This is a genomic window from Streptomyces sp. NPDC006458, from assembly GCF_040612135.1.
Classification (GTDB): domain Bacteria; phylum Actinomycetota; class Actinomycetes; order Streptomycetales; family Streptomycetaceae; genus Streptomyces.
The window spans coordinates 34,056-54,185 of sequence record NZ_JBEXPR010000039.1 but is presented as its reverse complement, the minus strand read 5'-3'; the positions used below and the strand labels follow the sequence as shown (position 1 = coordinate 54,185).

19 protein-coding genes are annotated in these 20,130 nt (G+C 72.6%); 15 read left to right on the top strand and 4 right to left on the bottom strand.

The window, feature by feature from the left end; translation table 11 throughout:
* Nucleotides 1–11 precede the first annotated feature (11 nt).
* Complete coding sequence (locus ABZZ79_RS35445) at nucleotides 12–2,009, top strand: caspase family protein (RefSeq protein WP_356696029.1); 1,998 nt, start codon at nucleotides 12–14, stop codon at nucleotides 2,007–2,009.
* 118 nt (nucleotides 2,010–2,127) lie between these two features.
* Here the strand turns inward: ABZZ79_RS35445 and ABZZ79_RS35440 are convergent, their stop codons facing one another.
* The 3 genes from ABZZ79_RS35440 to ABZZ79_RS35430 all read right to left on the bottom strand — a co-directional run bounded on the left by ABZZ79_RS35440 (nucleotide 2,128) and on the right by ABZZ79_RS35430 (nucleotide 5,031).
* Complete coding sequence (locus ABZZ79_RS35440) at nucleotides 2,128–2,781, bottom strand: RES family NAD+ phosphorylase (RefSeq protein WP_356696027.1); 654 nt, start codon at nucleotides 2,779–2,781, stop codon at nucleotides 2,128–2,130.
* Between the two features lies 1 nt (nucleotide 2,782).
* A complete protein-coding gene (locus ABZZ79_RS35435) occupies nucleotides 2,783–3,451 on the bottom strand; it encodes a hypothetical protein (RefSeq protein WP_356696025.1) in 669 nt (222 codons plus the stop codon).
* 101 nt (nucleotides 3,452–3,552) lie between these two features.
* Nucleotides 3,553–5,031, bottom strand: a complete 1,479-nt coding sequence (locus ABZZ79_RS35430) for a glutamate--cysteine ligase (protein ID WP_356696023.1) — start codon at nucleotides 5,029–5,031, stop codon at nucleotides 3,553–3,555.
* Between the two features lie 127 nt (nucleotides 5,032–5,158).
* Between ABZZ79_RS35430 and ABZZ79_RS35425 the strand changes: the two genes are divergently transcribed.
* The 14 genes from ABZZ79_RS35425 (at nucleotide 5,159) to ABZZ79_RS35360 (ending at nucleotide 19,023) form a co-directional block, all read left to right on the top strand.
* Nucleotides 5,159–5,593, top strand: a complete 435-nt coding sequence (locus ABZZ79_RS35425; protein WP_356696021.1) for a type II toxin-antitoxin system Phd/YefM family antitoxin — start codon at nucleotides 5,159–5,161, stop codon at nucleotides 5,591–5,593.
* 848 nt (nucleotides 5,594–6,441) lie between these two features.
* The gene (locus ABZZ79_RS35420; RefSeq protein ID WP_356696019.1) at nucleotides 6,442–6,849 is read left to right on the top strand and encodes a YciI family protein; all 408 of its coding nucleotides are present in this window, start codon (nucleotides 6,442–6,444) and stop codon (nucleotides 6,847–6,849) included.
* Between the two features lie 8 nt (nucleotides 6,850–6,857).
* Nucleotides 6,858–8,003: a DUF6596 domain-containing protein gene (locus tag ABZZ79_RS35415; RefSeq protein ID WP_356696047.1), complete on the top strand. Its 1,146-nt coding sequence runs from the start codon at nucleotides 6,858–6,860 to the stop codon at nucleotides 8,001–8,003.
* A gap of 539 nt (nucleotides 8,004–8,542) precedes the next feature.
* A complete protein-coding gene (locus ABZZ79_RS35410) occupies nucleotides 8,543–10,051 on the top strand; it encodes an MFS transporter (RefSeq protein ID WP_356696017.1) in 1,509 nt (502 codons plus the stop codon).
* 227 nt (nucleotides 10,052–10,278) lie between these two features.
* Nucleotides 10,279–11,934, top strand: a complete 1,656-nt coding sequence (locus tag ABZZ79_RS35405; RefSeq protein WP_356696015.1) for an FAD-dependent monooxygenase — start codon at nucleotides 10,279–10,281, stop codon at nucleotides 11,932–11,934.
* A gap of 149 nt (nucleotides 11,935–12,083) precedes the next feature.
* Nucleotides 12,084–12,734 (top strand): hypothetical protein, encoded by a 651-nt coding sequence (locus ABZZ79_RS35400; protein ID WP_356696013.1) that lies wholly within the window; start codon nucleotides 12,084–12,086, stop codon nucleotides 12,732–12,734.
* Between the two features lie 194 nt (nucleotides 12,735–12,928).
* A complete protein-coding gene (locus ABZZ79_RS35395; protein ID WP_356696011.1) occupies nucleotides 12,929–13,588 on the top strand; it encodes a class F sortase in 660 nt (219 codons plus the stop codon).
* A 144-nt stretch (nucleotides 13,589–13,732) separates the two neighbouring features.
* The gene (locus tag ABZZ79_RS35390) at nucleotides 13,733–14,890 is read left to right on the top strand and encodes a SchA/CurD-like domain-containing protein (RefSeq protein WP_356696009.1); all 1,158 of its coding nucleotides are present in this window, start codon (nucleotides 13,733–13,735) and stop codon (nucleotides 14,888–14,890) included.
* An 87-nt stretch (nucleotides 14,891–14,977) separates the two neighbouring features.
* Nucleotides 14,978–15,412, top strand: coding sequence for a cupin domain-containing protein (locus ABZZ79_RS35385; protein WP_356696007.1), 435 nt, complete (start codon nucleotides 14,978–14,980; stop codon nucleotides 15,410–15,412).
* Nucleotides 15,409–16,677, top strand: a complete 1,269-nt coding sequence (locus ABZZ79_RS35380) for a beta-ketoacyl-[acyl-carrier-protein] synthase family protein (protein ID WP_356696005.1) — start codon at nucleotides 15,409–15,411, stop codon at nucleotides 16,675–16,677. Before ABZZ79_RS35385 ends, ABZZ79_RS35380 begins: the two co-directional genes overlap by 4 nt.
* Entirely contained in the window at nucleotides 16,674–17,933 is a 1,260-nt protein-coding gene (locus ABZZ79_RS35375; RefSeq protein WP_356696003.1) for a ketosynthase chain-length factor, read from the top strand. Before ABZZ79_RS35380 ends, ABZZ79_RS35375 begins: the two co-directional genes overlap by 4 nt.
* Nucleotides 17,930–18,187: an acyl carrier protein gene (locus tag ABZZ79_RS35370; RefSeq protein WP_356696001.1), complete on the top strand. Its 258-nt coding sequence runs from the start codon at nucleotides 17,930–17,932 to the stop codon at nucleotides 18,185–18,187. Before ABZZ79_RS35375 ends, ABZZ79_RS35370 begins: the two co-directional genes overlap by 4 nt.
* A gap of 1 nt (nucleotide 18,188) precedes the next feature.
* Nucleotides 18,189–18,668 carry an SRPBCC family protein gene (locus ABZZ79_RS35365; protein ID WP_356695999.1) on the top strand — a complete coding sequence of 160 codons (480 nt, stop codon included), beginning with the start codon at nucleotides 18,189–18,191 and terminating at the stop codon, nucleotides 18,666–18,668.
* Between the two features lie 22 nt (nucleotides 18,669–18,690).
* A complete protein-coding gene (locus ABZZ79_RS35360; protein WP_356695997.1) occupies nucleotides 18,691–19,023 on the top strand; it encodes a TcmI family type II polyketide cyclase in 333 nt (110 codons plus the stop codon).
* Between the two features lie 65 nt (nucleotides 19,024–19,088).
* On the opposite strand, the gene ABZZ79_RS35355 is transcribed toward ABZZ79_RS35360, so the two are convergent.
* Complete coding sequence (locus tag ABZZ79_RS35355; protein ID WP_356695995.1) at nucleotides 19,089–20,117, bottom strand: methyltransferase; 1,029 nt, start codon at nucleotides 20,115–20,117, stop codon at nucleotides 19,089–19,091.
* Nucleotides 20,118–20,130 lie beyond the last annotated feature (13 nt).

The following is a 20,130-nucleotide window of genomic DNA, read 5'->3' as shown; positions in this document are numbered from 1 at the left end:
AGACTTCCGGCATGGGGACTGTGTACGCGCTGTTCGTGGGGATCGATGACTATCCGCTGCCGCACCGGAGTCTGCGGGGTGCCGTCAACGACGTCGAGGCGGCCGCGCGCCTGCTGGGCATGCTGGGCGAGGGAGCCTTCGAGACCCGCTTCCTGAGGAACGCGGAGGCCACGACGGACGCCGTCGTCGCCGCCGTCCGTGACCATCTGGGCGCCGCCGGGCCTGGCGACACGGCACTGTTCTGGTTCTCCGGGCACGGCACCGACTACGCGGCCGTCCTGCCCCTGCATCTGCGCACCGAGGCCACCGGCCGCTACCAGGCGCTGGTCTGCGCCGACAGCCCGCGGCAGGGCGGCCGCCCGCTCGTCGACAAGGAACTGGGCGCGCTGCTGGACGCGGTCGCCGCGCGGGGCGCGCACGTCGCGGCCGTCCTCGACTGCTGCTTCTCGGGCGGGGCCACCCGCAGGCTCGCCCAGGCGGGCCTCACCGCCCGCTACGCGCCTCCCGCCCCCTGGTGGGGCGAGCCGCTCGACGGGCGCGGGCCGACCGCGGGATCCGGAACGACGTCCGCCGCCCGTCATGTGCTGCTCGCCGCCGGCCGGCTCAACGAGCTGTCGTACGAGAGGGACTTCGACGGAGTGCCGCACGGCGTGTTCACCCACGCGCTGCTGGACGCGCTGCGGGCGGCGGGGCCGGGCGCGACCTACCGCGATCTGCTGGCCGCCGCCCACTGCCAGGTCCGGACCGAGCGCGCCGACCAGCACCCGGTCCTGTTCCCGCCCGAGCCCGGGGGCGTCGCCGACCAGCCCTTCCTCGGGGGCGCGGTGACCCGGGCCCGCGGCCCGCACCTGCTGCGCAACGGCCCGCACGGCTGGGAGGTCGACTGCGGCCGTGTCCACGGTCTGCGCTCCGACGACCCCGACGGCACCGAGTTCACCGTCACCGAGCCCGGCGCCGCACCCCGCCTCGTGCGCGCCCGGTCCGTCCACACCGACCGCACCGAGGTCGACCCGGCCGGCTGGGAGCCGGACCGCCGCCGGGTCTATCCGGTGGCCCTGTCGGCGCTCGCGCTGCCACCGACCCGCGTGGCCGTCGAGACGCCGGACGGTTCCGCCGCCGCCCGCGGCGCCGCCCGGTCGATCCGGGAGGCCGTCGGCTCGGCGGGTCCCGGCGGCGGACCGACGCCGCTGCTGCGGCTGGTGGACGGGGCGGGCTCCGCCCCCGGCCATCTGCTGCGGGTCGTCGTGTCCGCGGAGTCCGGCACCGGCCTCGCGGCGCACCTCCTGCGGCGCGACGGTTCGGCCGCCGTGCCGCCGCTGCCGCTCGGTGGGCCGCAGGACGCCCGACGGGTCGCCGGATGTCTGGCCCATCTCACCCGCTGGCACCAGCTGCTCACCCTGGACAACCCGTCCTCACCCCTCGCGGACCTGGTCCGCGTCGAGATCCGCCCCTGGACCTACGACGGACCCTGGAGCTCCGACGGCCCGAGCCCTCTCCTGCCCGACGGCGGCGGCGAGATCGTCTGCCGCTACGGACGCTCACCGTCCGGCGGCCCGCAGGAGCCCTGGCTGTCCGTCCGCCTCCACAACCGCTCCGCCACGCGGACGCTGTGGTGCGTGCTGCTGAACCTCACCGACGGCTACGCCGGTCACACCGGCCTGTACCCGGGCCACTTCATCGGGCCCGGCCGCACGGGCTTCGCGCTCGACGACCGGCCGGTGGTGCTGACCGTCCCCGCGCACCGCGCCCGCCCCGGAGCGCAGGTGCGGGACTGGCTCAAACTCATCGTGGCCGAGCGCGAGTTGAACACCGTGCCGTTCCATCTGCCGCCCTGGGACCCCGAGAACGACGGCTTCCGCCTCTCCCGGCTCGCCGGCGCGGACGGCATGCTGCGTCTCACCTCGCCCGCTGGCAGCGACCGCGACATGGGACCGGCCCACGCGTGGGGGCCGGGCCAGTGGACGACCCGGACGATCCCGCTGCGCACGGTCATCCCGTCCACCGGCTGACCGGCGTCGGGGGCGCAGGCGGCCCTGGTCGGCCTCGTACGGCGCTCAGGGTGGACGCGCGGGGTCGGCCCCGTACGTCGCTCAGGGCGCGCAGCGCGGGGTCGGCCTCGTACGTCGCTCAGGGCGCGACGCGCGCGTGATACGGCGCGAGCACGGAGTTCAGCCAGTCCTCGCCGTCCGGGGTGGCGAAGTCGACGGCGGACGTCTCGGACTCGGCCACCGCGTCCCTCGCACAGCGGTCGCCGAAAAGGATCACCGCCCGGTCGGCGGGTTCCCGCTTGGACGGCCACACGAAGCCCTGCGCCCACGGCTCGGTCCTGTCGCGGATCCAGTGCCCCCAGTTCCGCGTCCACGGGTACTCGGCGGCCTCGGCCTGCACCAGCCAGGCGTCCTGCCCCACCGACGCGAGATCGGCACCGGACATCAGCGACACCACCGTGACGTCGGCCGCGAGCCTCAGGAACGAGAAGCTCCTGCGGACGACGCCCGCACGCGGCAGCAGCCGGGGACCCCCGTCCGCGGCGAACGGCACCGACCGCAGCAGCACCTCGCACACCGCCCCCGCGGGTTCGAGTCCGGCGTACAGACAGGAGTAGGGCCGGCCATCCGTGCCGTCGAAGCGCCCGCCGCCGTAGAGCCGGTCGGCCGGGGCCGGGTTGAACGCGGTCGCGGACCGGGCGGAGCTGTGCACCCGGAACAGGGGAGTGCCCTCGGGGAGGGTGACCTTCGTGGGCGTGCCGGGCAGCGCGGCCGGCGGAGGCACGTTGGGCACCTCAGTCCCCCTCCAGCAACGACCGTGCGGCGCCGACCAGTTCCTCGTCCCGGGCCGCGCCCAGCAGTGCCGCGGGCACGGAGCGCAGCCAGGCGTTGTCCGACAGCCACCAGTCGGCCGCCCCCCACGGGTCCCGGCCCGCGTCGAGGAGCGTGTTCACCTCCAGCACGACCTGCCACGGCAACGCGTCCGCACGGAACTGGAAGCTCGGCAGCAGCGCGCGTCCCCCGGGCCCGGACAGCCGGATCAGACCCGACGACGTCGGATCGCCGCCCCGGACGCGCAGCTCCGCGTCCTCCAGCGCCGGCTCCGCGAGCAGGCGCGTGCGCACGGGTCCGAGCACGGGGCCCACCATGGGGCTGCCGTCGAGCAGCAGCACGGCGAGGTCGGCGGCCACGAAACCGTCGACGGAGACGTTCCCGGTGCCGTCGGCGTACCGGACGCCGTCCCCGGCTTCCAGCCGGCTGCTCTCCTGGGGCGGCAGACTGTCGAGGACCAGCCGCGCGGCGGTCTCCGCGGGGCCACGCGGCGCGTCGGGACCGTCCGCCGCGCGCACCTCCTCCAGGGCCGAGGCCAACCGCTCCCCGGCCTCTGCCGACAGGTCCGTCAGATACGGCCCCAGCCGTTCCCACGAGGCCGCCACCGCGGCCAGCACCCGCAACGGATCCACCTGCTGCCCCTCCCGGCTCCACCTGCATCTCGCATGCCCAGGCCGACCGTACCGCCTACGTCCCATTCAACACCCGTTCTCCTCAGGGGTGTTGGAGGCGATCAGTCGACGGGCCAGGTGTGGACGGGCGCGTTGAGGTGCATGTAGTCGATGTAGAGGCCGGTCATGCGGCGCAGGGCCTCGTGACGGCTGACGTGGTCGTGGTCCTCGATGCGGTGGACCATCTCCTTCTGCCAGACGGCGCCGTTGCGCGCGGTCACACACCGCTGCTCGATGATGCCGAGCAGCGGCTCCCGCCAGGACGCGTCCATGCCGGAGTGCTCCAGGCCCCGGTGCGCGAGGGGCAGCAGGCGCCGCAGGACGAGTTCCGGCACGGGGACCTCGCCCGCCCCGGGCCAGTACAGGCTCGCCTCGATGCCGTCGCGCGCCGCCGCGTGCAGGTTGTCCTCGGCGGCGGCGAAGGACATGCGCGACCACACCGGCCGGTCCTCCTCCACGAGCGCCCGGGTCAGGCCGTAGTAGAACGCCCCGTTGGCGAGTGTGTCGGCCACCGTGGGGCCGGCGGGCAGGACCCGGTTCTCCACGCGCACATGCGGCCGGCCCTGCGCGACGGCGTAGACGGGCCGGTTCCATCGGTAGATCGTGCCGTTGTGGAGGGTGAGTTCGGGCAGCTCCGGGGTGTCACCGCGGCTCAGGGTCTCCTGGGGGTCCTCCTCGTCGCTCAGCGGCAGCAGCGCCGGGAAGTAGCGCATGTTCTCCTCGAAGAGGTCGAAGACGCTGTTGATCCACCGCTCGCCGAACCATACCCGGGGCCGTACGCCCTGCACCTTGATCTCCTGCGGGCGGGTGTCGGTGGCCTGCTCGAACAGCGGGATACGGGTCTCGTGCCACAGCTCCCGGCCGAAGAGGAACGGACCGTTCGCGGCCAGCGCGATCTGCACCCCGGCGATGGCCTGCGCCGCGTTCCAGTAGGCGGCGAACTGGCCGGGGGAGACCTGGAGATGGAACTGCGTGCTGGTGCACGCCGCCTCCGGAGTGATCGTGTCCGCGTACGTCCGCAGCCGGTCGACGCCGCTCACCTCGATCAGCAGGTCCTCGCCGCGGGCCGCGAAGATCTGGTCGTTGAGCAGGCGGTAGCGCGCGTTGTCGGACAGTGCCCCCTCGCCCACGTCCTCCTGCCGCAGCGTGGGCAGAAGGCCGATCATGACCAGCTGGACTCCGATCTCCCGGGCCCGTTCGTCCGCGTGGTTGAGCGCGTCGCGGATCTCCGACTCCCAGGCGTCGGGACCGCCGGCGGTCAGACCGCGGGGCGGGATGTTGATCTCCAGGTTGAACCTGCCCAGCTCGGTGGACCAGGCGGGATCGGCGATGGACTCCAGGACGTCGCTGTTGCGCATGGCCGGCTCCGCCGCGTCGTCGACCAGGTTCAGCTCGATCTCCAGCCCCACCTGGGGCCGCTCGGTCTCGAACCGTTCCTCGCGCAGCATCTGCGCGAACGCGTCCAGGCACGCCTGCATCTTGATCCGGTACCGGCGGCGGTCCTCACGTGTGAAGACCATCGCCGGGACGTCTCGGCCCATCGGTCCTCCAGGGTCGTCCTGCCTCGGACCCCCTCACTTCTTAGAGTCGCACCACCGCGAGGCTCCGACCAGACAGCGGGCCGGCGCTCCCCGGGGGGCGGGTTCGTGCCCGGTACGGTGTCGGCCCGTGCAGAGTGTCGAACTGGCGGAAGCCGTCGAGGAGTTCGGGCGTCCGGTCGCCCTGGTGGAGGCGACCGGCGAGCGGGTGACCCTCGTCGAGGAGGGCGAGGCGGCGGCGGTGCTCCTCCCGGCGGCGGAGCCGGCCGGACGGGAGCACTTCGCGCAGCGCCACCGCAGGGCGTCGACGCCGTTGCCGGAAGCCGCCGAGGAGCGGCTGCCCGGCCCGGAGCGGCACGGTCCGTACACGCGGTACGTGCACGCGGACGGGCAGTGCGCGACGTTCACCCGCGAACGGGTGATCGTGGCCGAGCTGCGGCCTGCCGCGTGGCTGGACCAGCTGGAGCAATGGGCGCTCCACGGCAGGCAGCGGTACATGGATCCCAGGCGTGCGGCGGCTTTCGAGGAGTTCCTCGCACGCCAGGAGCGGGTCGGCGAGGGGTGACGGGCGGGTGCGGGGCCGTTCCGGCCGGGAGGGCCGTGGGATCTGCCCGGCACGACCACCGAGAAGGCCCGCACCCTCCTCGGCCGGCAGCCGAGGCCCGCCCGCCGGACGGTGCTCGACCGCGCCGAGAACCTGATCGCGCAGGTCGCGGGAACGTCCGGGCCGCTTTCGCCGCGAGGGCTGCGGGAAGGCCCAGGCCGAGGGCACGCAGGCGTCGCCGGCCAGGGCGCATGCCGAGCCGCGGCATACACGCCGGAGGCCGGGGTACGCCGACTCGCGGCCTCCGATGTGCCGCAGAGGTGCGGTGGGGCGGGATGTGCCAGAGTTGAAGTGGAGGCCCGGGTCCGCCTCACTGGCGGAGATCGCCCGGCAGGGCCGACGTGGGCATCGGCACGCTCCGCGGCCATTGCCCGACGGTGACGACGAGCACCGCGAGCCGTTCGTCCGGGCCGTCTCGCTCCTGCCCCAGGCCGGTGGCGCGGACCGCACTCTCAGACCCGGCCCGGACCCGGAGGACGTCCTGCCCCGGCTCAGCGTCCGCCGGCGGATCGACCCGTCCGGCGACGGAGAACCCCGCGACGGAGAACGACGGAGAACCCCGCGACGGAGAACCCCGCGACGGAGAAGATCGGGCGGCCCGCGCCCTCCCCCTGACCGTGGACAGCCTGCGGCGCAAGTCCCCGAGAGGCCGTGGACCGGGTGCGCCTCAAGGAGCTCACCCCGCCTGATCCGCTCCTGCGAGGAAAGTCGGAAAGAAGACCGGGCGGTGATGTCGAGAACCCGTGACCGGCTCCGTCCCAGGGGTGAGCGCGACCAGAACGGGTCGCACAGCACCGAGGAGAGAGACGATGGCGAAGTACCTGCTGCTGAAGCACTACCGAGGCGCTCCGGCCGCGGTCAACGACGTGCCCATGGACCAGTGGACGCCGGAGGAGATCTCGGCCCACATGCGGTACATGAACGACTTCGCGGCCCGGCTGGAGAAGACCGGCGAGTTCGTCGACGGTCAGGCGCTCGCCCCCGAGGGGAAGTGGGTCCGGTACGACGGCGAGGGCCGCCCGCCGGTCACCGACGGCCCGTTCGCCGAGACCAAGGACCTCATCGCCGGCTGGATGGTGATCGACGTCGACAGCTACGAGCGGGCTGTGGAACTGGCCGGTGAACTGTCGGCCGCCCCCGGCGCGGGCGGCAAGCCGATCCACGAGTGGCTGGAGGTGCGCCCGTTCCTGACCGCGCCGCCCACCATCACGGAGTGACCCAACCCATGGACGAGGCACTGCTGCGCGGCCTCACCCCGGGCGTCCTCGCCGTCCTCGTCCGCCGCGGAGCCGACTTCGCGGCGGCCGAGGACGCCGTGCAGGACGCCCTGACCGAGGCGGTCCGCACCTGGCCGGCCGACCGGCCGCGCGATCCGAAGGGCTGGCTGATCACCGTCGCCTGGCGCAGGTTCCTCGACGCGCGGCGGGCGGACACCGCCCGCCGCCGGCGCGAGGACCTGGTCGACGAGGAGCCGGAGCCCGGCCCCGTGCCCGCGGTCGACGACACGCTCCAGCTCTACTTCCTGTGCGCGCACCCGTCGTTGACACCGTCGTCGGCGGTCGCGCTCACGCTGCGCGCCGTCGGCGGGCTGACCACCCGCCAGATCGCCCAGGCATACCTGGTGCCCGAGGCGACCATGGCGCAGCGCATCAGCCGGGCCAAACGCACCGTCTCCGGCGTACGGTTCGACCGGCCCGGCGATGTCGCCACGGTGCTGCGGGTTCTCTACCTGGTCTTCAACGAGGGCTACTCCGGCGACGTCGACCTCGCCGCCGAGGCCATCCGGCTCACCCGGCAGCTCGCGGCCCACATCGACCACCCCGAGGTGGCGGGGCTGCTCGCCCTCATGCTGCTGCACCACGCCCGGCGCGCCGCCCGGACCGCGCGCGACGGCAGTCTGGTGCCGCTCGCCGAGCAGGACCGCACCCGCTGGGACACGGCCTCGATCGCCGAAGGCGTGCGGATCCTGCAGACGGCCCTCGCCCGCGACCGGCTCGGCGAGTACCAGGCCCAGGCCGCGATCGCCGCCCTGCACGCCGACGCGCCCACCGCCGAGGAGACCGACTGGGTGCAGATCGTCGAGTGGTACGACGAGCTCGCCCGTCTCACCGACAGCCCGGTCGTCCGGCTCAACCGCGCGGTCGCCGTCGGCGAGGCCGACGGACCACGGGCCGGGCTGGCGGCGCTCGCCGAACTGGACGACTCCCTGCCCCGGCACACGGCGGTGGCGGCCCATCTCCATGAGCGCGACGGCGACTTGGCGACGGCGTCCCGGCTGTACGCCGAAGCGGCCCGTCAGGCTCCCAACCTCGCCGAACGCGAACACCTGACGCGTCAGGCGGCGCGGCTCAACGCCCTCCGGCGAGGCTGAGAGCGGCCCGCGCCCCGGTGCCGCGGGACGCACTGGTCGACACCCCCGCACGCCGCGGCGCTCAACGCCTACGACGGGCACGTCATGCCGGGCGACACCCCGGCGGCAGTTCGCCCGCGTGATGCTCCCGTCCGTGTCCGGGCCCACCCGCCCCAGGAGGGAGATGGTCCGGTCCGTCGGCGCGCACGTCATCGACCACTCCCTGATCACCGTGGGAGGCCACCCGAGGGCGGTTGCTCGTGGCGTAGCACGCCTTGCCTCCTCGGTCCGGATCGAGATGCCTGATAAAAGGGGCATTGTGTCGCCGAATCGGACCAAAAGGACAGTTCAGCCTGGGAGTGGCTGCTGCCCTGCTCGGAGTGCGAGGAAGCCGGACGTGGTGAAGCGGGCCGGCGCCGAGCGGCGACAACGCGGTCGCCCACGGCAAGACCTGCCCGATCGCCCGGGACGCCGTCGACTTCCGACGTCCGCACCGCACACCACGTCCTGACCCGGCGTCACCAGCAGTCCCACCCGCCCCGGCCTGGGAGCAACAGCACATGCACACAGAACCCACCGACTCCGCGCCCTCCGCCGAGCCCGTCCTCAGCGTCGGCGCGACCCCGTCCGACCCACGGCGCTGGTGGATCCTCGCCACCATCGGCGTGGCCCAGCTGATGGTGGTACTGGACGCCACCATCGTGAACATCGCGCTGCCCTCGGCGCAGACGGACCTCGGGTTCTCCGACAGCGGGCGGCAGTGGGTGGTGACCGCCTACGCGATGGCGTTCGGCAGCCTGTTGCTGCTCGGTGGCCGGCTGGGGGACATGTTCGGGCGCCGGCGCACCTTCCTCACCGGGCTCGTCGGCTTCGCCCTCTCCTCCGCGCTCGGCGGTGCAGCGGTCACCTTCGGCGTGCTCGTCACCGGCCGCGTGCTCCAGGGCCTGTTCGCCGCCCTGCTCGCACCCTCCGCGCTGGCCCTGCTCAGCACGACGTTCACCGATCCCGCTGAGCGGGGCAAGGCGTTCGGCGTCTTCGGCGCCATCGCCGGCTCCGGTGGCGGCGTGGGGCTGCTCCTCGGCGGGATCCTGACGGACGGGCTGAACTGGCGCTGGACGATGTACGTCAACCTGGTCTTCGCCACGGTCGCCGGCCTGGGCGCCGTCGCGCTGATCAAACCGCGCCCCTCCGGACGCAGACCCGAGCTGGACCTGCCGGGTGCGGCCCTCGCCTCGTCGGGCCTGTTCTGTGTCGTCTACGGCCTGTCCGGCGCCGGTTCCGCCAGCTGGGGCTCGCCCCGCACCTGGGGCTTCCTCGCCGTCGGGGCCGCGCTCATCGCGGCCTTCGTCTGGTGGCAGACCCGGACGCCCCACCCGCTGCTGCCGCTGCGCATCGTCCTCGACCGGGTGCGCGGTACGGCCTTCCTCGCTCTGCTCATCGGGGGCGCGGGCATCTTCGGGGTCCTGCTGTTCCTCACGTACTACTTCCAGCACACACTCGGCTATCGCCCCGTCATGACCGGCCTGGCCTTTCTGCCGATGGCCCTGTCCATCACGACCACCTCGATGGTCAGCAACATCGTCCTGCTGCCCAAGGCGGGTTTCCGGGTACTGGTGTCCACCGGCATGGTGCTGGCCGCCTGCGGCATGACCGGACTGACCCGGCTGTCCGAGACCAGTTCCTACGCCACATACGTGCTGCCCGCGCTGATCGTCTTCGGGGTCGGGATGGGTCTCATCATGTCCCCTTCCATCAACCTGGGGACGGCCGGGATCGATCCGGCCGACATCGGCGTCGGCTCGTCACTGATCAAAACCATGCAACAGGTCGGCGGCTCACTGGGAACCGCCCTCCTCAGCACGATCGCGGCCGGCACGGTCGCGGACCGACTCGCCGGAAAGACACCCACACCCCAGCTCATGGCCGAGGCGACGCTGAAGAGTTACCACGCGGCCTTCGCGACCTCGGCCGGTATCTATGCCCTCGGCGCGGTGGTGACGCTGACGATCCTGCCACGCAAGCTGCCGGAACCGGTCGCGCGAGGCGCGGCCCCCTCGGGCCGCCGCTGACGGCTGCCCGCCGCCGACCCCCCTTCACCGTGCGGCGGATGCCTGCCGCCCGCCGCAGGCCCCCCGTCTGAGCCCGGCGAACGCCGGCCGTCTCCGCCATGCCGCCGACACAGCGAATCCGGCGAGTTGAGCGGGTGAAGCGGCCGCCGCCGCCGGTCGGGCGGGGGATGAATGAGGTCCGGCCGGACCCGGCCGGCAACCGCGACTCGACCCGCCGGAGGCGAGAGATGACCGCGCAAGACGACCCAACCGCCCCTACAACAGACCGTGTCCCCGTCCTGATCGTGGGCGGCTCCCTGGTCGGCCTGTCGACCTCGTTGTTCCTGGGCCGACTCGGAGTGCCCCACATGCTGGTGGAGCGTCACGCCGCCACCTCGATCCACCCCCGAGGCCGCGGCAACAACGTCCGCACGATGGAACTGTTCCGCGTTGCGGGCACCGAGACGGCCATCCGCGACGCCGCCGCCACCCTCGCCGACAACCACGGCATCCTGCAGACCCCCAGCCTGGTGGGCGACGAGGGCGACTGGCTGTTCCGGGAGATCGACCCCGGCGGCGGACTGGCCCGCTTCAGCCCGAGCTCCTGGTGCCTGTGCAGCCAGAACGACCTGGAGCCGGTCCTGCTCGACCACGCCCGCGAGCTCGGCGGCGACCTGCGCTACAACACCGAACTGATGTCCTTCGACACCGACGCCGACGGTGTCACCGCCGTGGTCAAGAGCCGGGAGACCGGCGAGCACACCACCATCCGCGCGGACTACCTGGTCGCGGCCGACGGTCCGCGCAGCCCCGTGCGCGAACAGCTCGGCATCGGGCAGAGCGGCCCCGGCGACCTGTTCCACAACATCAGCATCACCTTCCGCTCCCGCGCGCTCGCCGACGTCGTCGGAGACCGCCGCTTCATCGTCTGCTACCTCACCGGCGAGGACGGCGACGGCGCCCTGCTGCCGGTGGACAACCGTGAGAACTGGGTGTTCCACGCCCCCTGGCACCCCGAACGCGGCGAGACCATGGAGGAGTTCACCGACGAGCGGTGCGTCGAGCACATCCGTCGCGCGGTCGGTGACCCGGACCTGGACGTGGAGATCACCGGCAAGGCGTCCTGGCACGCCGCGCAGCGTGTCGCCCGCAGCTACCGGTCAGGGCGTGTCCTGCTGGCCGGCGACTCGGCCCACGAGATGTCGCCCACCGGGGCCTTCGGCTCCAACACGGGTATCCAGGACGCGCACAACCTCGCGTGGAAACTGGCGGCCGTGCTCGGCGGCTGGGCCGGGGAGGGGCTGCTGGACACCTACGACGCCGAGCGCCGCCCGGTGGCGGAGGCGACCAGCGCCCGCGCCGCCGTGCGGTCGGTCGAGCACAGCCACCCCGGTTTCGCGCCTCCACCCGTGGCGGGCGGAGGCGGTGCCCCGCAGCGCGGCATCCTCAACGTCGCACTGGGCTACCGCTATCGCGAGGGAGCCGTGGTCGGCGGCGCCCCCGACGCACCCGTCGTCCCCGAGGGTCTGGACCTGACCGGTGAACCCGGAAGCAGGGCACCGCACATGTGGCTGCGGCGCCGAGGCGAGCGCGTCTCCACGCTCGACCTCTACGAGAAGTCGCTCGTGCTGCTCAGCGACGCCGGCGACCCGGGCGGCTGGCACGCGAGCGCCGTACGCCTCGCCGGCGAGCTGGCGGTTCCGCTGACGTCCTGCCAGGTCGGCCCCGGTGCCGAGCTGACCTGCGAGGACGACGCGGACTGGGCGGACCGGCACGGAGTCGCAGCCGGGGGAGCCGTGCTCGTGCGGCCCGACGGGTTCGTCGCCTGGCGGTCGCCGGGCCCGGTCCCGGACCCCGAATCGACACTCCGTCAAGTCCTGCACTCGGTCCTCGCCATGGGCTGAGGGACCCGTACGGAGGACGGCCGTCACTCGCCTGATCGTCCCGAGTGGCGGCCGACCCGATCCGGGCTGACGGTGGATCACGTCAGGGCGGAATTCATCCCGGCTGATACAGCGTCAGCCACCCCCGCCCTCGACGGAAAGGAAGTCAGATGCGTTCCGCATGCACGCTGCTGGCCACTGCGGCGGCCTCCGCCGTCCTCGTGCTCGGTGCCCCCGGCGCCTACGCGGCCGACACCGACGAGGGCTCCTCCTACAGCAAGGAGGAGAGCAAGGAGAGCGGCAAGGAGTGGAGCAAGGAGAGCGGCAAGGAGAGCGGCAAGGACTGGAGCAAGGGCGACTGGAGCAAGGGCGACTCGCCCCGCGGTGGCGTGCACACCGGTGGCGGCGCGCTCTCCGCGGTGACCGCGGACGACGGCCGTGAGAAGCCGGAGTCCTGGACCGAGGAGAAGAAGGCGGAGCGCCCCTGGGTCAAGGGCGACTCGCCCCGCGGTGGCATGCACACCGGTGGCGGCGCGCTGACCGCGGTGACCGCGGACGACGGCCGTGAGAAGCCGGAGTCCTGGACCGAGGAGAAGAAGGCGGAGCGCCCGTGGGTCAAGGGCGAGGAGAGCACCGAGAGCACCGAGAGCACCGAGAGCACGTGGGGCGGTGACCACGAGAAGCCTCGCGGTGGCATGCACACCGGCGGCGGCGCGCTCGCCGCGCCTTCGGTGACCGCGGGCGGGCTGGCCGTCCTGGCAGTCGCCGGAACCGGACTGTACGCGGTCCGCCGTCGCAAGACGGCCGGAAGCATCGCCTGACCATGCCGGACGCGATAGCCGCGGCGGCCGCCACGCGTCAGCCGCGTGGCGGCCCTGCCGCACTTTCAGACAGACCGGTCAGCTGCGCTGCCGTGTCCAGATGAGGTGGTGACCTAATGGCAGCTCGTCCCCCTTCCCGCACCGATGGCGACAGGGACCCGCAGAAGCCGGGATCCCGAGCCACAGCGCTGGTCATGTCGGCCGTGGCCTGTGTCGTCCTGGCCATGAGCGTGTTCGGCGGCGAGGACGAGCCCCCCGCCGACGCCGCGCCACCGGCCCCCCTGCTGGTGACCGCGCCCGCCCTCCCCGCGCCCGCCCTCCCCGCGCCGACCGCCCCACCGGCGACCAGCACACCGCCGACCGCGCCGGCCCGGCACACGGGACAGCCGACGGCGAAGGGCCTGCCCCGGTCGAAGCCCGTGCGCCTGCGCATCCCGAAGATCGCGGTGAACGCCCCCTTCACGGACCTGTCCATCGGCGCCACGGGACAGCTCGAACCCCCGCCCGCCGCCGACATCAACCTCGTCGGCTGGTACGCCCAGGGCCCCTCGCCCGGGGAGCCCGGTACCTCGGTGATCGCCGGACACGTCGACACGGCGACCTCGCCGGCCGTGTTCGTGCGCCTCGGGGAGCTGAAGAAGGGCGACACCTTCCAGGTGGAACGGGCCGACGGGCGCCGCGCGAGCTTCGTCGTCGACAGCGCGGAGACGTTCGCCAAGAACGACTTTCCCGACGAGCGCGTGTACGGCGACACCGCCCAGCCGCAGGTACGGCTGATCACCTGTGCGGGTGATTACGACCGCAAGGTCCGGGACTACACGGAGAACCTGGTGGTCTTCGCGCATCTCGCCTGAGCGGACTTTCCCGGCGGCGCGCCCCCCTCCACTGACGGAGTACACACAAGTCGCACTCTTCGGGGGGCGGGCACAGGATCAAGGCACGGTGCCGTCGATCTCGCGGCGGCGTCGGTCTCTGTCCCGCGAAGGAGATGTGCCCGGATGACCACAACCTCCGAACGTCGTGCGGAATCACGGACGCGACAGGTGTCGCAGTCGATCTCGCAGTCCGTGTTCGACGGCTCCCCGCTCCGTGTCGTGCTGCTGGTCGATGTCCACGACGGCGCCCAGCAGCAGTTCCTGGAGGCCTACGAGCAGATGTGCAACCAGATCGCCTCGGTTCCCGGACACGTGAGCGACCAGCTGTGCCAGTCCATCGAGAACCCCTCGCAGTGGCTCATCACCAGCGAGTGGGAGAGCGCCCCGCCGTTCCTCACCTGGGTCAACAGCGAGGAACACGTACAGATGGTGCGGCCGCTGCACAACTGCGTGCGGGACACCAGGTCGCTGCGCTTCCACATCGTCCGCGAGACCGGCGCCGCGACGGCGAAGACCGACCCCGCCGGCCGCCGCCTGCAGGCCGCGCCCCGCATCGGTGACGGCGTGATCCGCCACGCCCTGACCTTCACCGTCAAGCCGGGCAGCGAGGAGACCGTGGCGAAGATCCTCGCCGACTACGCCTCCCCGCAGCCGCGCGTCGACGACACCACCCGGCTGTGCCGCACCTCGCTGTTCATGCACGGCAACCGGGTGGTGCGCGCCGTCGAGGTTCGGGGTGACCTGCTCGCCGCGCTGCGGCACGTGGCCCGGCAGCCCGAGGTGCGGGCCGTCGAGGAGGCCATCAACCCCTACCTGGAGCAGGACCGGGACCTTGAGGACCCGGAGTCCGCCCGGGTCTTCTTCACCCGGGCGGCCCTGCCCGCCGTCCACCATGTGACGAACGGCCAGGACACCCCGGACACCGAGCGGCACGCCCTGTACTACCCGGCCCGCGAGGGTCGCGGCATGCGGCTGGCCGAACTGCTGGCGGAGCTGGACGCGGCCGCCGCAGACGATCCGGACAGCCCGGTGGTGCGCAGCACGATCTTCCAGCGCGACGACGTGGTGGTCCGGCTGATCGACCTGCGCGGGGGGCTCGACGCCGACCCCGCCCCGGTGTTCGGACTGCACGACCGCACTCGCGCGGCCGAGCTGCCGGAGCTCCTCGACGCCGACGCGCTCGGTGCCGACGTCTCCGCGCTGAAGAAGGGCGCCGCGGCGCGTCTGCTCATGCTCGCCCGTATGGACCTCATCACCGACCGCAGCGCGTCCGACGCCTGACACGTCGACGCCTGACCCACCGGCGGCTGACGCACCGGCGGCAGACCGCGGCGACGGGTCGTCGCCGAACCTGATCGGAGAATTGTCGTGACCAAACCCTCTCCCCGGCTCGTCGACCTCAGCGAGATCGAGCCCAACACCCGGCGCGGCGGTGACCTGCGCGCCATGCTCACCCCCACCACCGTGGGCGCCACCAGCGGCTTCATGGGCGTGGCGACCATCCAGCCCGGCGACCGCATCGCGGAGCACTACCACCCGTACTCCGAGGAGTTCATCTACGCGGTGTGCGGGCAGCTGGAGGTGGACCTGGACGGCGAACCCCACCCGCTGCGGGCCGAGCAGGGTCTGATGATCCCGGCCCATGTGCGGCACCGTTTCCGCAACGTCGGGAACGTGGAGGCGCGCATCGTCTTCCACCTCGGCCCGCTGGCGCCCAGCCCGCCGCTCGGCCATGTCGACACCGAGGAGACCGACGCCGCCGGGGTGGACCCGGTGCCCGAACGCAATCGCGTCCGTTCATGACCAGGCGCGTCGCGGTCACCGGCATAGGTGTCGTCGCCCCCGGTGGTATCGGAGCCCCGGCGTTCTGGCAGCTCTTGGCCGACGGACGCACGGCGACGCGGGGCATCACGTTCTTCGACCCGGCGGGCCTGCGGTCGCGGATCGCCGCCGAGTGCGACTTCGATCCGGCGGCCCACGGGCTCACGGCGGAGGAGATCGCGCGCAGCGACCGGTACATCCAGTTCGCGCTGGTGGCCGGCGCCGAGGCGGTCGCGGACTCCGGGCTCGACCTCGCCCGGGAGGACCCCTGGCGGGTCGGCGTCAGTCTGGGCACCGCGGTCGGCGGCACCACCCGGCTGGAGCACGACTACGTCCTGGTGAGCCGTCACGGGAAGCACTGGGACGTCGACCACCAGGAGGCGGGCCAGCATCTGCACCGCGCGTTCACGCCGAGCACGCTGGCCGCCGCGGTGGCCGAGCGGTTCGAGGCGCGCGGGCCGGTGCAGACGGTCTCCACCGGCTGCACGTCCGGGCTCGACGCCGTCGGATACGCCTTCCACACGATCGAGGAGGGCAGGGCCGACGTCTGCATAGCCGGCGCGTCGGATTCCCCGATCTCACCGATCACCATGGCCTGTTTCGACGCCATCAAGGCCACGTCGCCGAACAACGACGACCCCGCGCACGCCTCGCGTCCCTTCGACGCGGACCGCAACGGGTTCGTGATGGGCGAGGGCGGCGCGGTGCTGGTCCTGGAGGAACTGGAGCACGCGCGGGCCCGCGGGGCACGCGTGTACTGCGAGCTCTCCGGATACGCCACGTTCGGCAACGCCTACCACATGACGGGCCTGACCAAGGAGGGCCTTGAGATGGCCCGTGCCATCGAGCACGCCCTCGACCACGCCCGGCTCGATCCCAAGGCCATCGGCTACGTCAACGCGCACGGGTCGGGCACTCAGCAGAACGACCGGCACGAGACGGCCGCCGTGAAGCGGGCGCTGGGCGAGCACGCCTACGACACGCCGATGAGCTCCATCAAGTCCATGGTGGGTCACTCGCTCGGCGCCATCGGCTCGATCGAGCTCGTCGCCTGTGTGCTGGCGCTGGCCCACCAGGTGGTGCCGCCCACGGCGAACTACGAGACGCCGGACCCCGAGTGCGATCTGGACTACGTCCCGCGGGAGGCCCGCGAGCGGAAGCTGGACAGCGTGCTCTCCGTGGGCAGCGGGTTCGGCGGTTTCCAGTCCGCTGTCGTACTGAACCGTCCGAGGGAGGGCAGACGATGAGTCCAGCACGTCCCCGACGCGCGGCCGTCACCGGCATCGGCGTGGTCGCGCCCAACGGAACCTCCACCGAGACCTTCTGGAAGGCCACCAAGGAGGGCATCAGCGCCCTCGGCCCGGTGACCCGGCAGGGGTGCGAGCATCTGCCGCTGCGGGTGGCCGGGGAGATCCGTGCCTTCGATCCGGAAGCGGCGATCGAGGAGCGCTACCTCGTCCAGACCGACCGGTTCACCCACTACGCGCTGGCCGCGGCGGACCTCGCCCTGGAGGACGCCCGGCTCGGCCGTGTCGACACCGACGCGGCGCCGTACTCGGTCGGCGTGGTCACCGCGGCCGGTTCGGGTGGCGGCGAGTTCGGCCAGCGCGAGCTCCAGCAGCTGTGGAGCAAGGGCAGCCGGTTCGTCGGGCCGTACCAGTCCATCGCCTGGTTCTACGCGGCCAGCACCGGCCAGATCTCCATCCGGCGCGGGTTCAAGGGCCCGTGCGGGGTCGTCGCCTCCGACGAGGCCGGCGGTCTGGACGCGCTGGCGCACGCGGCGAGGGCCGTCCGGCGCGGCACCGATGTGCTGGTGGCCGGCGCGACCGAGGCGCCGCTCGCGCCGTACTCGGTGGTCTGCCAGCTCGGTTACGAGGAGCTGAGCACCGTCGAGGACCCCGACCGGGCCTACCGGCCGTTCACCTCGGCGGCCTGCGGTTTCGTGCCCGCCGAGGGTGGCGCGATGCTCGTCGTGGAGGACGAGGCCACGGCCCTTGAGCGGGGGGCGCGGGTCAGGGCCCATGTCGCCGGACACGCGGCCACGTTCACCGGCGCCTCCCGCTGGGCCGACTCCCGTGAGGGCCTGGCCCGGGCGATCAGGGGTGCCCTGGAGGAGGCCGAGTGCGCTCCGGAGGAGGTCGACGTGGTCTTCGCCGACGCGCTCGGTGTCCCCGAGGCGGACCGCGCCGAGGCACTGGCGATCGCCGACGCGCTCGGCGCGCACGGCACGCGGGTGCCCGTCACGGCACCGAAGACCGGTTTCGGCCGGGGCTGGGGTGCCGCGCCCGTGCTGGACACCGCCGCGGCCGTCCTCGCGATGGAGGACGGTCTGATCCCGCCCACGCCTCATGTCTTCGACATCTGCCACGACCTGGACCTCGTGACCGGCCGAGCGCGCTCCGCCGAGCTGGGCACGGCACTGGTCCTCAGCCGCGGCCTCATGGGGTCGAACTCGGCGCTGCTGCTGCGGCGCCGGACACACAGCGAAGGAGCAACCGTATGAGTGAGCGCATCACCGTGGAGGAACTCTCCACGCTCATGAAGAAGTCCGCGGGAGTCACCGTGCCACCGGCGGAACTGGAGCGGAGCTACGACTCCGGCTTCGACACGCTGGGCATCGACTCGCTGGGTCTGCTCGGCATCGTCGGCGAGCTGGAGAACCGCTACGGGGCGCCGATGCCACCCGACGCGGAGCGGTCCAAGACCCCCAGGGAGTTCCTGGACCTGGTCAACGGCGCGCTTCCGGCGGGGGCGTGACATGGCCGCCCACACCGAGAACGAGATCACCATCGCCGCGCCGGTCGACCTGGTCTGGGACATGACCAACGACCTGGACAACTGGCCGCAGCTGTTCAGCGAGTACGCCTCCGTCGAGATCGTGTCGCGGGAGGGGAACCGGACCACGTTCCGGCTGACCATGCACCCCGACGAGAACGGCACCGTGTGGAGCTGGGTCTCGCAGCGGGAGACGGACCGCGACGCCCTCACCGTCAAGGCCCACCGCGTCGAAACCGGCCCCTTCGCGTACATGAACATCCGGTGGCAGTACGAGAAGACGCCGGAAGGCACCCGGATGGTGTGGACGCAGGACTTCGAGATGAAGCCCGACGCACCGGTCGACGACGCCTGGATGACCGACAACATCAACCGGAACTCGAAGGTCCAGCTGGCCCTGATCCGGGACCGCATCGAGAAGGCGGCGGCCGGTGCCCGGCCCGTGCCGTCCCTGGCCGACTGAGCCGGACGGAGGACAGGACAGGATGCACCAGGCCCTGATCGTCGCCCGGATGGCCCCGGGGTCGGCCCCGGACATCGCCAAGGTGTTCGCGGAGTCCGACCGCGGGGAACTGCCCCACCTCGTGGGGGTGTCCCGGCGCAGCCTCTTCCAGTTCGGTGATGTGTATCTGCACCTCATCGAGTCCGAACGGGACCCGGGCCCCGCCATCGCCAAGGTGACCGGGCACCCCGAGTTCCGCACCGTCAGCGACCAGTTGTCGGCGTACGTCAGCGCGTACGACCCGGAGACCTGGCGATCCCCCAAGGACGCCATGGCCCAGCGCTTCTACCTGTGGGAGCGCGACCCGGCCGGCTGACGGGGACGCACGAACGGTGGCCGGGCCCGCAGCACCGCGGGCCCGGCCACCGTCCTGTGCCCCGGTCAGCCGGGGACGTGGCAGTCGAAGGCGTGCAGATAGGGGTTGACCGGGCTGACGCCGTCGACGACGAGACCGGCGCCGGTCAGCCGGCTCAGCATGCTCTCGGTGGTGTGCTTGGCCCCGCCGACGTTGAGGAGCAGCAGCAGGTCCATGGCCGTGCTGAAGCGCATCGAGGGCGAGTCGTCGACGAGGTTCTCGATGACGACGACCCGGGCGCCGGGCCCGCCGGCGGCGATGACGTTGGCCAGCAGCCTGGCCGTGCTGTCGTCGTCCCATTCCAGGATGTTCTTGATGACGTAGACGTCGGCCTGGACGGGCACGGCCGCGCGGACGTCACCGGGGACGATCCGGGTCCGGTCGGCGAGGTCGCCGCCCGCCCGCAGGCGGGGGACGGCGTTCTCCACGACACGCGGCAGGTCGAGCAGGGAGCCGTGCATCGTGGGGTACTTGTCCAGCAGGCTCGCCACCACGTGTCCCTGGCCGCCGCCGATGTCCGCGACCGAGGTGGCGCCCGAGAGGTCGAGCAGGGCCGCCACGTCCCGCGCCGACTGCTCGCTGGAGGTGGTCATGGCCCGGTTGAAGACCTCGGCCGACTCGGGGGCGTCCTCGTTGAGGTAGGTGAAGAACTCCTTGCCGTAGAGGTCCTCCACCACGTTGCGGCCGGTGCGTACCGCCTCGTCCAGCTTGGGCCAGGCGTCCCAGGTCCAGGGTTCGGTGCACCACAGGGCGATGTTGCGCAGGCTGTGCGGATCGTCCTCGCGCAGCAGCCGGGACATCTCGGTGTGGGCGATCCTGCCGTCGGGCCGTTCGGCGAAGACGCCGTAGCAGGACAGGGCGCGCACCAGCCGGAGCAGCGGACGGGGTTCGGTCTTCACCGCGGCGGCGAGGTCCTCAAGCGCCATGGGCTCCTCGCCGAGGGCGTCGGCGACGCCGAGCCGGGCGGACGCGCGCAACGCGGCGGCGCACGCGGCGCCGAACACGAGTTCCCGCAGCCGCATGGGCGGCGGGGGAGCGGCCTGAGCGGTCGTCATGTGCCGCTCTCCT